Genomic DNA, 13,746 nt, shown 5'->3' on the forward strand with positions numbered 1-13,746 from the left:
TCAATTCTGTGGCGTTTTGGCAACAGCCAGGAAGCTCCGACTGGGCTACAACTGATTTGAGACCTTTCGCCCCGATACTGCCACAAAAGCTGTATCAGACAACGTTCTGCACTCACCTTCCAGGTTAGTTAGGACGGGGAGTAAGGGAGCGAGTCCTGGTCCGTAACGCATTCGTGATCGCAAGATACGAGAAGTGATCGGTCAGACACCTCGCTACACATATTTGGGGCAAATCACTGAGTTAGGTTTAGAGTATGAACACCCGCGTAATTGACAAATCCAAACTGCCAAGCCGGCATGTGACTGAAGGCCCTGCACGGGCACCGCACCGGTCATATTATTATGCAATGGGTTTGTCTGATAAAGAGATTCACCAGCCATTTGTTGGCGTCGCAACCTGTTGGAATGAAGCTGCGCCGTGCAATATTTCCCTGATGCGCCAGGCGCAAGTCGTGAAAAAGGGTGTTGCCGCCAACCATGGCACGCCGCGCGAATTCACCACAATTACCGTCACTGACGGCATTGCCATGGGGCACCAGGGCATGAAAGCGTCGCTGGTTTCGCGCGATGTGATTGCCGATTCTGTCGAACTGACCATGCGCGGCCATTGCTATGATGCGATTGTCGGGCTTGCCGGTTGCGATAAATCGCTTCCTGGCATGATGATGGCCATGGTGCGGCTGAATGTGCCATCGATCTTCATCTATGGCGGGTCCATTCTGCCGGGTACCTATCGCGGAAAACCGGTGACGGTTCAGGATGTCTTTGAAGCGGTCGGCCAGCATTCTGTTGGCAATATGTCGGATGCCGATCTGACTGAGCTGGAGCAGGTGGCCTGTCCGTCGGCCGGTGCCTGTGGCGCGCAATTTACCGCAAATACAATGGCAACTGTGTCTGAGGCAATTGGCCTGGCACTGCCATATTCTGCCGGCGCACCGGCACCTTATGAAATGCGCGACCGGTTCTGTTTTGCCGCCGGCGAAAAGATCATGGAACTGGTGCGGGACAACATCCGTCCGCGCGACATCGTCACCAGAAAAGCGCTGGAAAATGCCGCCACAGTGGTTGCCGCCTCTGGCGGATCAACCAATGCCGCCTTGCATCTGCCGGCCATCGCCCATGAATGCGGCATCGAGTTTGATCTGTTTGATGTCGCTGAGATTTTCAAGCGGACGCCTTATATTGCGGATCTGAAACCGGGTGGCAAATATGTCGCGAAAGACATGTTTGAAGCCGGTGGCATTCCGCTGCTGATGAAGACCTTGCTGGATCAGGGATTTCTCCACGGCGACTGCCTGACAGTAACCGGCCGCAGCATTGCCGAAAACATGGAAAAAGTTTCCTGGAACGATGCTCAGGACGTGGTTTACCCCGCCAACAAACCGATCACAGCCACGGGCGGTGTCGTCGGCCTTAAAGGCAATCTGGCGCCTGATGGCGCCATCGTCAAAGTGGCTGGCATGGTCAACCAGAAATTTACCGGTCCGGCACGCTGCTTTGATTCAGAAGAAGCCTGTTTCGAGGCGGTCCAGAAGAAAGCCTATCAGGAAGGCGATGTTCTGGTCATTCGTTACGAAGGTCCCAAAGGCGGGCCCGGCATGCGGGAAATGCTTTCCACCACAGCTTTGTTATACGGCCAGGGCATGGGCAACAAGGTGGCTTTGATCACCGATGGTCGCTTCTCCGGAGCCACACGCGGATTCTGCATCGGCCATGTCGGTCCCGAAGCGGCCACGGGCGGTCCGATTGGTCTGTTGCAGGACGGCGACATCATTGAAATTGATGCGGTGGAAGGAGTGCTGGCAGTCCAACTGAGCGATCAGGAACTGGCAGAACGCAAGTCGAAATGGCAGCCGCGCGAAACAGATTCAACAAGCGGCGCCATCTGGAAATATGCGCAAACCGTTGGTTCTGCGCGATATGGGGCGATAACTCATCCGGGCGGGAAAGCTGAGAAGAGTACCTATGCGGATATTTGACGGGATCATCCGCATCAGAATTGTGGCGTTCGTGCTGCTGGCTTGTGTGCCGGCGGCCCCTGTTATTGCCTTTGACGTCACAAAATCCACAGGTGAGGAATCCGCATCACCAATGGAAGCATTCCGTCTTGGATTCCAGGCCTATCGCGCTGGAGACAAGGAAACCGCTGTCGATGCGCTGCAATTTGCAGCAAGTCAGGGCAGCGCAATGGCCCAGTGGAAGCTGGGACGCATGTATGCGGCCGGAGATGGCGTCGAAGTCAGCCCGCTCCGGGCATTTGAATATTTTCGCGATATTGCCAACGCCCATGCGGAAGACAGCCCCAACAGCCCGGAAGCGCCTTTTGTCGCAAATGCTTTTGTAGAGTTGGGTGGGTTTTTCATGACCGGGATCAACGACACACATGTTCGCCAGGATCCTTATCAGGCCCGGCAGATCTATGCCTATGCCGCTTCATATTTTGGCGATCCGAATGCACAATATCTGCTCGCAAAAATGTATCTGGAAGGCGAGGGCGGTGAGAAGAATGCACGTCAGGCCGCCCGGTGGTTGAAACTGGCTGCGGAAAAAGGCCATGTCCTGAGTCAAGCTGAACTTGGCCGCATGTTGTTTCACGGCGAAGGGCTTTCTCAGCGGCGCAACCGGGGTTTGAAGTGGCTCATAATAGCGCTCGATCGCTCTTCTCCTGCCAATGCAGAAGCCATTCGGTTGATCCATGAATCAGCTTTTGCGCTGGCCTCGGAAAAGGAGCGGCGCAGCGCGGAGCGCCTCGCCGAGAAATGGCTGAAGAAAAATCCGCCTCTCGAAGTCAGTGCCACGGCATCCGTCAGTGCAGGCAGTGAAGCAATGCCATCCCACTCTGTCGCGGAATCTTCGGCAGTCGTGGTGGCCCCTTTGGAACCGCTGCTGCCCATCAGCACGACCATCGCCGCCGGTGCCGACACTTCTCTCTCTCAGAGCGATACAGAGCCTGGCAAATAGGCAGCGCTCGTCAGGTATTTCCCACTTTTGACGTTAAAAGCCGTTTTGCTGCGCGCGATCTGCAGCTTTTGACCTTTGTCGGGGAAAATTGGTGGCCGAAGACAATGCCGAAGCAGTCCTAGATTGTGATCCAGACCGGGACATGATCGGATGGTTTTTCCCAGGCGCGGACAAATTTATCGATCTGGCATTCCTGCAGCCGGTCCGCGATCCCTGGCGACAGCATCAAATGGTCGATCCTGATGCCATTGTTTTTCTGCCAGGCACCGGCCTGATAATCCCAGAAGGTAAAGACCTGATCGCGGTCAGTTTGTCGCACCGCATCGGTCAACCCCAGATTTTGCAATCTGAAAAATGCTGATCGACTTTCCGGACGGAACAGCGCGTCGCCTTCCCACACGACAGGATCATGACAGTCAATCGGTTGAGCAATGACATTGTAATCCCCTGCCAGAATGAAATCCTCCTCCAATGCCAGCCTGCTTTCAGCCCAGCGCTGCAGTCGATCCATCCACGCCAGCTTGTAGGGAAACTTCCCGGTATCCACCGGATTTCCGTTGGGCAGGTAAAGTGACGCCACCCGGACCATTATATTATCAACAGCAACAAGAGCCGTTATGAAGCGCGCATGGTCGTCTGCATCATCACCCGGAAGTCCGCGTTGAACATCTTCCAGCGGCACTTTCGACAGCAATGCGACACCGTTGAAGCCTTTCTGGCCGTGGGTGTGAACCTCGTAACCAAGGTCTTCGAAGACGCCACGCGGAAAATTTTCATCGACCGATTTGATTTCCTGAAATGCCACCAGATCGGGTTGCGCCTCTTTCAGCCAGGCCTGCACGGTGTCAAGGCGCGCCTTGATGCCATTTATGTTCCAGGTCGCAATCTTCATACGGTTCAAATCGAAAACGAGGTGCCACAACCACATGATGCGGTGGCGTTCGGATTGCGGATCTGAAAAGACTGGCCCATCAGATCATCGACGAAATCAATCTCCGAGCCTTCCAGAAACGGCAGTGAGATGGGGTCGATCAAAATTGTCGCGCCGTGCCGGCGCAACACCAGATCATCTTCAAGCGCGGACTCAACCAGATCATATTTGTAGGAGAATCCCGAGCAACCGCCGCCATCAACGCTAATGCGCAGGGCTTTTCCCGCCGTCTCACCGGCCAAAATCTTGGCAACGCGCGATGCTGCGCGCTCTGTCACCGTTACCGGTTCGGCTGGGCTTGTCGGCGGTGCTGACTGTTGAACTGCATTGACCATCTTGATCCACCTTTTTGCGGAACATCTGTTATAGAACCAAGAGGTAGGCGTGCGATCGCTGCAAGTCAAACCTGACCTTCGGTTTTTGTAGTAGTTTTGAGGGATTGGCAGAACAGTATCATGGCGACCGATGAATTAGATGTCTCTCGTATCGGCTTTGGATTCACCGATCGAGCTGTCTTTGCCGTTGACCCTGCAAAAACGGCCGGGCGGGTTTTCCCCGAGCCGGAAAGTCCGACCCGCACCGTGTATCAGCGCGACCGCGACAGGATTATCCATTCCAACGCATTTCGCCGCCTGAAGCACAAAACCCAGGTCTTCATTTCCGACGAGGGCGACCATTATCGCACGCGCCTGACCCATTCCATTGAAGTTGCCCAGATCGCCCGGTCCATCGCCCGCGCCTTTCGCCTCGACGAGGACCTTACGGAAGCGTTGGCCCTGGCACATGATTTCGGTCATACACCATTTGGCCATGCTGGCGAGCGCGCTTTGGATGCAGCGACATCTGATTTTGGCGGATTTGACCACAATCTTCAAAGCCTGCGCGTGGTCAGCAAAATGGAGCGGCGCTATCCGCGTTTTGACGGACTGAATCTCAGTTGGGAGACCCTGGAAGGACTGGCCAAGCACAATGGACCGGTTGCAGAGCCATTAGCCGGCAGAATTCAGCATTTATTGCCGAGCCTGGAATTGAAGCTGAACGGATATGCCAGTCTTGAGGCGCAGGCTGCCGCGATTTCAGATGATATTGCTTATGACACGCACGATATTGATGATGGCCTGCGCTCCGGATTGCTGACCCTGGCGCAATTGCGGCAAGTGCCGCTGCTGCGCAGGCTGCTGGATGGCATTGAAGATGAATTCGCTGGCCTCGATGCTGAACGCACAGGGCACGAATTGTCACGGCGGCTGATTACACTCATGGTCGAAGACGTCATTGCTGAAACACAGCGCCGGTTGCAGACATACCAGCCAGATTCTGCCGATGCCGTGCGGGCGGCCAGCCAGCCACTATTGTGTTTTTCTGCACCGTTCAGCTTCGAAGAGAAGGAACTAAAAGAATTTTTGTTTCGCAGCCTCTACCGACATCCCTCGTTGATGCAGCGCATGGTTGCGGCGGAAAAAATTGTGCAAGACCTTTTTGCTGCCTACATGAGCAATATTGAGGAAATCCCGGGGCCATGGCGACACCAGTTCGCTCCCGGCCCGGGTCCCATGGGCGAGCACAAGAAGGCCCGTATGGTCGCAGATTATATCGCCGGAATGACAGATTCATTTGCCAGTCAGGAACATCGCAGACTTCATCGACAACACGGCTCGTCCGGTTTGGACCATCCTGTTTGACCGGATCGGGAAAAACCTTTACGTGCAGCGCACATTTCGCTCATCGCGGCCATGTCGGCAATGACAGGCAATCGCAACGCTTCAAAACAGATCACTATGAACATTTACGCAGACTTCGCCGAAAAGCTAATCCCGTTAATTGAGGGTTCCGACCTGCTGTCCGGCACCGATGCCGAGGCGCGGGCAGGGCTTCCCATGGACCGGATCGTGGTTGAACCGCCCAGGGATGTCTCCCATGGCGATCTGGCGACCAATGCCGCAATGGTGCTGGCCAAGGGACTGGGCAAAAATCCTCGGCAGATTGCTGAAATCATTTCAGGATTGCTGTCAGATCATGCCGCCGCGTTGAAAGTCCAGTCGGTCAGCATTGCAGGTCCCGGTTTCATAAACATCACGCTGCAGCCGGATGTGTGGCAGTCGGTCGTCGCCGGAATTTTGCGCAGTAAAGCGGAATTCGGCCGGCCGGATCTGGGGCAGGGCGTCAAAATCAATGTGGAATACGTCTCCGCCAACCCGACTGGGCCAATGCATGTCGGCCATTGCCGCGGAGCCGTGTTTGGCGACGCGCTCGCAACCCTGCTGAGCTTTGCCGGCTTTGATGTGACAAAAGAGTATTACATCAACGATGCCGGTGCACAGGTGGATGTCCTGGCCCGCTCCGCCTTTTTGCGATACCGCGAGGCATTGGGTGAGGATATTGGTGCCATTCCCGAGGGATTATATCCGGGCAATTATCTGATTCCCCTCGCTGAACAATTGAAAACCGACTACGGCACAAGCCTGTGCGATATGGCGGAAGCAGACTGGTTGCCGATTGTCAGAGCCGCTGCCATTGCAGCGATGATGCAGTTGATCCGCGCTGATCTTGAAAAACTCGGTGTCGAGCACGACGTCTTCTTTTCAGAACAATCGCTGACCAGCCAGGACGATGACCGGGTTGCCGAAATGATCACGGATCTTGAGGCAAGAGACCTGATCTATCAGGGCACGTTGCCGCCGCCAAAAGGCAAACTGCCCGACGATTGGGAAGATCGCGAGCAGACGTTGTTCAGATCGACCCTTTATGGCGATGATGTTGACAGAGCGCTCCTCAAGTCAGATGGCAGCTACACCTATTTTGCGTCGGACATTGCCTATCATTTCGACAAATATAAGCGCGGCTTCAACCGGATGGTCGATGTTCTGGGTGCGGATCACCAGGGTTATCTGAAGCGCATGACCGCAGCAGTGCGGGCGATTTCTGACGAAAAAGCGTCGCTGGACATCCGATTCTGTCAGTTGGTAAACCTGTTTCGCGACGGCCAGCCGGTAAAAATGTCGAAGCGCTCGGGAAATCTTGTTTCCCTGGCCGATGTGGTTGAAGAGGTGGGCCGCGACGTGACCCGGTTCATCATGCTGTATCGAAAAAATGACGCGACTTTGGATTTTGACTTCACAAAAGTGCTCGAACAGTCGAAGGACAATCCAGTATTCTACGTCCAGTACGCCCACGCCAGAACACATTCCACATTCAACCAAGCCATTGAAATTTTTGATGAAAAAATTACAATGGATTTGGAAGCGGTAGATCTTTCCCTGCTCGACGACCCCAGTGAACTGCTTCTGATGCGCAAGCTCGCGGAATATCCGCGCATCATTGAGGCAGCCGTGATTTCGTACGAGCCGCATCGCATTGCATTCTATCTGAATGACCTGGCGAGCGCCTTTCACGGGCACTGGAACAAAGGCAAAGATTTGCCCCAATTACGATTTATTAAAGATGATAATGAAAAATTGACTAGAGCACGCTTAGCACTTGTTTTGGCAGTGCAAATTGTCCTGCGCTCCGGCTTGAACCTGCTGGGAGTAGATGCGCGGGAGGAATTGCGTTAGCATAGATGATAGTTATTCGAGGCTGGATCTGTGCTCGCGTCAATTAACTTGGTTAACGAAAGAGACGACTTGTTATGTCCGAGTACGAGTATGACAAAAACAAGCCGGGACAAGCTGCCAATACCGCAGATGATCCTGATTCTGGAACGGATTCCACAGAGAAAACTGCTGCGCCGCAAAACCGTAGTTCAGTTCCCGATGAATCGTGGGAAAATGATGACTGGTCGATGCGATCATCATCGGTAGACGAGGAAGATGATCCACTGATCAAGCTGGCTCGTTTGATGGAACAGAATGAGCGTAATTTTGAGGCGGCTGCCCAGCGTCCGGGCGGGGGTCGGGACGGAGAGCCGGGCGGCGAGCCGTCGGCACCATTACAACAGCCCCAGAGCGATGAGATGCAACAAGGCGGGCAGGATGCGGGCGCCCAGGATTCGGGGACTCAGGACTCGGGAACCCAGGATTCGCAGATGCGGTCCCTTTCGGCCAGTCAGCAGCCAGAACATTTACAAAATTCTCCGGAGCAAAATCCGGAAAATCCGACTTCACAAGACCGTGGTGCTGATCCAACGCAAACGGCTCGCCCAGTCGCGCGCCAGCCGGGACCGGTCACCACAGCGTCCGGTCTGAGCGCACGTCTAAAATCCGTCGGCATTGATCCGCGCAAACCAGAGCCCCGCCAGCCGGTTAATCAGGGTTACCGAACCCCGTCCCGCCAGGAGCAGGTTCTTCCCGCCAGTGACCTGTCGGCACAAAGCGACGAATTACTGGACAATCCACCACCGCTTGTTGACTTGGACAGGCCAGCACTGCCGCGCCGGGATTCTACCACGACGCCTTCGCAATTGGATGATCAGCAATTCGATCCGTTTGCCCCGGGCGGATCATCCCGTCCGTTGCCGGAACGGGATTTCGATGTCTCTCGGATTCCGCGTGCCATCCGGCCAACTGTTTCGGACAATCATTCACAAATGGGAGGTCTGCACGGCCAGGCCAGCCCCGATCTGACGGTACCGGAACCTCCAGTGACACCCCCCATCCGTCCCGAATTGCCACGTTCACGCGCCCAGGAAGCGGCCGCAGTGCAGCCGAACCCGCTGACCGCGGAACTGATGCGTTATGTCGACGCCGACGATCAGGACTCTCAGGTGGAAGCCGATGCAACCGAGCCCGGTAGCTATTCATCTCAACCCACAATCCAACCGGCAGTCGCAACTCAGCAACCGGAGACGGCTGCTCAACCGGTCGAGAATCACCAGGAGCCGGAGTTGAAGAACGAGCCCACGCCGCAGCCTGATTTCTCGTATCTCAGAGAAGTCGAGGATTTGCGCGTCCCGGCCCGCGATATCCATACAGAACAGTACGACGAAGAGGAAGATCAGGCCGCCGGTGCATATGCCGACGCTGATGATCCTGCTGAGGATGCCGATATCCTGTATGAAGATTATGATGACGAAGGCAGAGGCCTGTTTGCCAGCCGCGGCATGGTGGTTGCTGCAGGCGTTCTGGCGTTTGTTTTGCTCGGAGGCGGCGCATTGCTCGCTTATCAGGCAATCTTTTCCAGCGATGACAGCGGCCCCCCGCCACTGGTTCTGGCTGATAAGAGTCCCGTCAGAATGTTACCAGACGGGCAAGCAGCTGAAACCGGTGGTAACGGTGAAATTGCATTGACCGATGAAAGCAACGCAGCTGACGGTGTGATGCAGCCTGGCGCTGAAACGCCAATTGCGCGGATCAATCCAAACATTGATCAGGACCGTCAGGTGCGGCAGGTTGGTGTTGAAGACAATAATTCCAGCGGCGAAGGCATAGCGCCCAGAAGCGTGCGAACTTTCAAAGTCAATCCGGACGGGAGCATTGTTGCCGAACCCGCTCCTGTGACCGACAATTCAAATGCTGTTCAGCCACGCAGCGTTACAACGCAGCCGATTTCCGGAGCTGGCGAACAGGTCCCATCCGGGGAGACGTCAGAGTCTGCAGGCGTTCCTGTTCCAAGGCCGCGCCCGGGCGATCGCGCTGAAACAACGACTGGCTCTCAGACCAGCGTTGCAACAGCTGATGAAGGCAGAGCCGCGTTTCCAGTGTCGCCGCGTGTGCCCGATGGGACATCAAGACCGGCCTTCAACGAAAGTGCACCGGCCCTGCAGCCATCTGAGAATACGGTTCCAACACGTGTGCCGACATCAAACACTGCGGTGGCTTTGCAAGAACCACCCAGCCAGCCGGCAACATCCACTGCTACGGGCGATTTTGTGGTTCAGGTGTCCTCACAACGGTCTGAAGAAGCAGCGCGCTCGGCATACACCGGTCTGCAACGCCGTTTCCCGACAGTGCTGGGTGACCAGTCGCCTGATATTGTGCGCGCTGATCTGGGTTCGCGCGGCGTTTTCTACAGGGTCCGTGTCGGGCCGATGGAAACCCGGCTTGCCGCTAATGATCTCTGCCAGAGCCTGAAAAATGCCGGTGGCGATTGCATTGTGGCGCGCCGCTGATCCATCCATTGTTGAGGATTGCGGGTTGTGCTGCCCAAAGCGCACGATGTGGTTGGCTTGACGAAGCTGTAGCGTAGCACTAACCACGTCTTATGACAGTATCAGCTTTTATAAGTGGCTGCGAAGGCCTGACACTTTCCCGCATTGAAAGACAGTTCCTTGGCGATTCAAATCCCTGGGGTTTAATCCTGTTCGGCCGCAATATTGAAACTCCTGAACAGGTGGAGCGGCTTGTTGCATCGTTCCGCGACTGTGTCGGGCGGCACGATGCACCGGTGCTGATCGATCAGGAGGGAGGCAGGGTTCAGCGCTTGAAGCCTCCGCAGTGGCCAGCATATCCGCCAGGCGCAGTTTTCGGTCGGCTAGAACAAGCGGACGCTGAAAAGGGCTGCCGTGCCGCAATGCTCGGCGGATTGTTGATCGGTACTGACCTGCTGCGCCTTGGCATAAATGTAGATTGCCTTCCGGTTCTGGACGTCCCGGTCTCCGACACCACAAAGGCCATTGGTGACAGGGCCTATGCCGACACTCCTGAACGCGTTTCCCGGCTTGGTGCGGCAGCTGCTGAAGGGCTGATTTCCGCCGGTGTGCTCCCGGTTATCAAGCATCTGCCCGGTCACGGCCGGGCAGTGGTCGACAGCCATCTGGAACTGCCGAGAGTGGCCGCCGATCTGTCGGCGTTGTCGAACCATGATTTTGCCGCCTTCCGGCCGCTTGCAGACTACCCTCTGGGGATGACCGCCCATGTTGTTTATGAAGCGATTGATCCGGATAATCCGGCAACCCTGTCAGCGGCAGTCATTGAAACTGTAATTCGGCAGCAAATCGGCTTTCAGGGTTTGTTGATGTCAGACGACATTTCCATGGGAGCACTGCAATCGGCGATGCCACAGCGTGCCGCAAGCGCCATTCGCGCCGGCTGCGATATGGTATTGCACTGTAACGGGCTGATGGCTGAAATGCTGGATGTTGCGGCCAATGTTCCGGCGCTTGGCGGAATGGCGCTTACGCGCGCCAATGCGGCGCTTGCATCCCGCAAGACACCGGTTACTCTCGACGAGCCGGCCGTGAGGGCCGAACTGGCCAGCCTGCTCGCGACTGTTGGTTGGGAGGCCTGAAATGGCCGATGAAACACAGCCCGCCGCTGAAGATCCACTGACCCAGGCGCTGTTGTGGGAAAGCCAGAGAGAACGGGTAGGGCAACATTCTGAGACGGAGCCCTTGCTGGTCATAGATGTCGACGGATTCGAAGGGCCGCTGGATCTGCTTCTGGCCCTGGCGCGCTCGCAAAAGGTCGATCTGTCCGGAATATCGATTCTCGCGCTTGCCGATCAATATCTGTTATTTATTCAGGAAGCCCGGCGCATGCGGCTCGAACTGGCGGCGGATTATCTGGTTATGGCTGCCTGGCTGGCCTATCTGAAGTCGCGACTGCTGCTTCCCGATATCAAGGATAGCGAGGATGAACCTACCGGGGAGGAACTGGCTGCAGCTCTTGCATTCCGCCTGCGCCGCCTGGAGGCAATGCGCGATGCGGCGGCACAATTGATGGCACGCCCGCGCCTGGGCCAGGACGTTTTTGCGCGCGGCGATCCGGAACCGGTCGTCACCATCAGGCACAGTACTTATGTCGCCAATCTTTATGATCTGCTGACGGCCTATGCCAGCCAGCGTCAGCGCAATTCGGTGACGTCCGTTCAGGTCCGCAAACGAACGGTATGGTCGTTGCAGGAAGCCAGGGGTCTGCTGGTCAGAGTTCTGGGGCAGGTGACGGACTGGACACCAATTGACAATTTTCTGGTTCAGTATTTTTCCTCGCCCGACGAACGCGCCACTGTTATTGCAAGTTCGTTTACCGCCAGCCTTGAAATGGTACGCGAGGGCATTCTGGAATTGCGCCAGAGCGGGCCGTTTACGCCACTCTTCATCCGCGGCGTGTCAAAACAAGACGGGACCGGGGAACCATGAGCGAAGCGGCTGCCCAAACCCTGCATCTGAGGATGCTTGAGGCGATGCTGTTTGCTTCGGAACGGCCGTTGGCACGGTCCGACATGGCTGAGCGACTGCCCGCCAGTGCCAATCTGGATGCATTGCTGGCTAAACTGTCAGAGTTTTATGAAGGGCGCGGCGTGGCGCTGAAAAAGGTTGCGGACGGATGGGCCTTCCGAACAGCTGATGATCTGGCTTTCCTGCTGCAAGCGGAAACCGCCGAGCAGCGCCGTTTGTCGCGGGCGGCACTGGAGACCTTGTCCATTGTCGCCTATCATCAGCCGGCAACCCGTGCGGAAATCGAGCAGATCAGAGGCGTGTCAACCAGCAGGGGCACTCTGGACGTCCTGCTTGAAACCGGCTGGGTGCGACTGCGCGGTCGACGCCGCACCCCGGGACGACCGGTCACTTATGGAACAACACCTGAGTTTCTTGAGCATTTCAACCTAGAATCGATTACTGATCTGCCGGGACTGGATGAATTGAAAGGGGCCGGGCTACTGGATTCGGCGATGCCTCCGGGCACGCCAATGCCGATGCCGAATGATGATCCTGATCTCAGCCATGACGAAGACCCTCTTGAAGATGACCTCTTCGCACCTGATGTGGTGCTGGAAGATGATGAATAGCGCCCCGATGAGATGCCGATGAACCAGACAACACGACCTTCCGGTCTGAAGACAGCGCTGTCCTGGGGGCGTCGCGGAACTGCCGGGGCAACCATCGCTCGGGAAATGCGGTTTGATAACATTTCCCACCACTATGGTCCGACCCGCGCGCTTCACGACATCAACCTGACCATCGCCTCTGGAGAAATTGTCTGTCTGCTGGGCCAGTCCGGATCTGGCAAAACAACACTTTTGCGCATTGCCGCAGGAATTGAAGCACCCCAATCCGGCCGCTTCCTTGTCGATGGCCAGGAATATGGGGCGCCGGACCGTCTGGTGCCGCCCGAAAAACGCGGTATCGGCCTGATGTTTCAGGATTTCGCGCTGTTCCCGCATCTTACAGTGTTGAAAAATGTCATGTTTGGGCTGACCGCACTGTCGTCCTCGATTGCCCGCAGCGAAGCGATGCTTGCGCTTGAAAGGGTCGGGCTTGCGCAGCATGCCGACCTGTATCCCCACCATTTATCAGGTGGTGAGCAACAACGGGTTGCACTGGCGCGTTCAATCGCGCCGCGACCCGGCATTCTGCTGATGGATGAACCGTTTTCCGGTCTGGATCAGCGACTGCGCGACAGTGTCCGCGATGAGACGATTGCGATCCTTCGGGAAATGCGGGCAACCTGCCTTATGGTGACCCACGATCCTGAAGAGGCAATGCGGGTTGCAGACCGCATCCTTTTGATGAAACACGGGCAGATTGTGCAGGATGGATCAGCCCGGGAATTGTATTATCAACCCGTAGATCTGGCTTCCGCCAGATTCTTTTCCGAAGTAAACATGTTGGAAGGCGAAATTGTCGATGAGGCCGTCATCACTCCGGTCGGAACTTTTGCCGCCGAAGGCAAATCCAACGGCACGGCAAGCGTCTGTATCCGCTTTCAGGGTGTCAACATCATACCGATCACAAACCAGCCAGCTCCCGTCGGTGCCAAACTTGGTCGGGTTCTGAGACGGCGGTTTCTGGGGGAAGTGGATCTGGTGGATACAGCCGTTGAAGGTCTTGATGATCCTCTGCAGGCCCGTATCCGCAACGCCGACAATTTGAAGCCGGGTACGGAAGTTTTCGTCAGCTTCGATCCGAGAGACATTCTGGTGTTTGAAAAAGAAGAGCCGTAGCCCCACATAACAGACTAATTATGGGTGTCTTTTCG

At 56.1% G+C, this 13,746-nt stretch carries 11 protein-coding genes; 9 read left to right on the forward strand and 2 right to left on the reverse strand.

The features are described 5' to 3' along the window. Positions 1 to 254: 254 nt before the first annotated feature. Positions 255 to 1,979: a dihydroxy-acid dehydratase gene (gene ilvD, locus RAL88_RS01205; RefSeq protein WP_306266682.1), complete on the forward strand. Its 1,725-nt coding sequence runs from the start codon at positions 255 to 257 to the stop codon at positions 1,977 to 1,979. Continuing rightward, positions 1,966 to 2,961 carry a tetratricopeptide repeat protein gene (locus tag RAL88_RS01210; protein WP_306266684.1) on the forward strand — a complete coding sequence of 332 codons (996 nt, stop codon included), beginning with the start codon at positions 1,966 to 1,968 and terminating at the stop codon, positions 2,959 to 2,961. The genes ilvD and RAL88_RS01210 overlap by 14 nt, the downstream gene beginning before the upstream one ends. A gap of 118 nt (positions 2,962 to 3,079) precedes the next feature. On the opposite strand, the gene xth is transcribed toward RAL88_RS01210, so the two are convergent. Further along, positions 3,080 to 3,853, reverse strand: a complete 774-nt coding sequence (xth, locus tag RAL88_RS01215) for an exodeoxyribonuclease III (RefSeq protein ID WP_306266685.1) — start codon at positions 3,851 to 3,853, stop codon at positions 3,080 to 3,082. A 5-nt stretch (positions 3,854 to 3,858) separates the two neighbouring features. Further along, positions 3,859 to 4,227 carry an iron-sulfur cluster insertion protein ErpA gene (erpA, locus tag RAL88_RS01220; RefSeq protein WP_306266686.1) on the reverse strand — a complete coding sequence of 123 codons (369 nt, stop codon included), beginning with the start codon at positions 4,225 to 4,227 and terminating at the stop codon, positions 3,859 to 3,861. Between the two features lie 120 nt (positions 4,228 to 4,347). On the opposite strand from erpA, the gene RAL88_RS01225 reads away from it, so the two are divergent. The 7 genes from RAL88_RS01225 (at position 4,348) to RAL88_RS01255 (ending at position 13,711) form a co-directional block, all read left to right on the forward strand. Next, positions 4,348 to 5,574 carry a deoxyguanosinetriphosphate triphosphohydrolase gene (locus RAL88_RS01225; protein WP_306266688.1) on the forward strand — a complete coding sequence of 409 codons (1,227 nt, stop codon included), beginning with the start codon at positions 4,348 to 4,350 and terminating at the stop codon, positions 5,572 to 5,574. Between the two features lie 96 nt (positions 5,575 to 5,670). After that, positions 5,671 to 7,446, forward strand: coding sequence for an arginine--tRNA ligase (gene argS / locus RAL88_RS01230; RefSeq protein ID WP_306266690.1), 1,776 nt, complete (start codon positions 5,671 to 5,673; stop codon positions 7,444 to 7,446). A 74-nt stretch (positions 7,447 to 7,520) separates the two neighbouring features. Further along, complete coding sequence (locus tag RAL88_RS01235) at positions 7,521 to 9,938, forward strand: SPOR domain-containing protein (protein ID WP_306266691.1); 2,418 nt, start codon at positions 7,521 to 7,523, stop codon at positions 9,936 to 9,938. A gap of 92 nt (positions 9,939 to 10,030) precedes the next feature. Continuing rightward, positions 10,031 to 11,056, forward strand: coding sequence for a beta-N-acetylhexosaminidase (gene nagZ, locus RAL88_RS01240; RefSeq protein WP_306266693.1), 1,026 nt, complete (start codon positions 10,031 to 10,033; stop codon positions 11,054 to 11,056). 1 nt (position 11,057) lies between these two features. Further along, positions 11,058 to 11,906 (forward strand): ScpA family protein, encoded by an 849-nt coding sequence (locus RAL88_RS01245; RefSeq protein ID WP_306266694.1) that lies wholly within the window; start codon positions 11,058 to 11,060, stop codon positions 11,904 to 11,906. Next, a complete protein-coding gene (gene scpB / locus RAL88_RS01250; RefSeq protein ID WP_306266696.1) occupies positions 11,903 to 12,556 on the forward strand; it encodes an SMC-Scp complex subunit ScpB in 654 nt (217 codons plus the stop codon). Before RAL88_RS01245 ends, scpB begins: the two co-directional genes overlap by 4 nt. 18 nt (positions 12,557 to 12,574) lie before the next feature. Beyond that, the gene (locus tag RAL88_RS01255) at positions 12,575 to 13,711 is read left to right on the forward strand and encodes an ABC transporter ATP-binding protein (RefSeq protein WP_306266697.1); all 1,137 of its coding nucleotides are present in this window, start codon (positions 12,575 to 12,577) and stop codon (positions 13,709 to 13,711) included. The last annotated feature ends 35 nt before the right edge of the window (positions 13,712 to 13,746 follow it).

The sequence above is a fragment of the Pararhizobium sp. IMCC3301 genome, from assembly GCF_030758315.1.
GTDB lineage: Bacteria > Pseudomonadota > Alphaproteobacteria > Rhizobiales.

Bases quoted from the DNA above. Each gene is read 5' to 3' on its own strand.
- ilvD (WP_306266682.1), top strand. From the start codon at position 255: ATGAACACCCGCGTAATTGACAAATCCAAACTGCCAAGCCGGCATGTG.
- RAL88_RS01210 (WP_306266684.1), top strand. From the start codon at position 1,966: ATGCGGATATTTGACGGGATCATCCGCATCAGAATTGTGGCGTTCGTG.
- xth (WP_306266685.1), bottom strand. From the start codon at position 3,853: ATGAAGATTGCGACCTGGAACATAAATGGCATCAAGGCGCGCCTTGAC.
- erpA (WP_306266686.1), bottom strand. From the start codon at position 4,227: ATGGTCAATGCAGTTCAACAGTCAGCACCGCCGACAAGCCCAGCCGAA.
- RAL88_RS01225 (WP_306266688.1), top strand. From the start codon at position 4,348: ATGGCGACCGATGAATTAGATGTCTCTCGTATCGGCTTTGGATTCACC.
- argS (WP_306266690.1), top strand. From the start codon at position 5,671: ATGAACATTTACGCAGACTTCGCCGAAAAGCTAATCCCGTTAATTGAG.
- RAL88_RS01235 (WP_306266691.1), top strand. From the start codon at position 7,521: ATGTCCGAGTACGAGTATGACAAAAACAAGCCGGGACAAGCTGCCAAT.
- nagZ (WP_306266693.1), top strand. From the start codon at position 10,031: ATGACAGTATCAGCTTTTATAAGTGGCTGCGAAGGCCTGACACTTTCC.
- RAL88_RS01245 (WP_306266694.1), top strand. From the start codon at position 11,058: ATGGCCGATGAAACACAGCCCGCCGCTGAAGATCCACTGACCCAGGCG.
- scpB (WP_306266696.1), top strand. From the start codon at position 11,903: ATGAGCGAAGCGGCTGCCCAAACCCTGCATCTGAGGATGCTTGAGGCG.
- RAL88_RS01255 (WP_306266697.1), top strand. From the start codon at position 12,575: ATGAACCAGACAACACGACCTTCCGGTCTGAAGACAGCGCTGTCCTGG.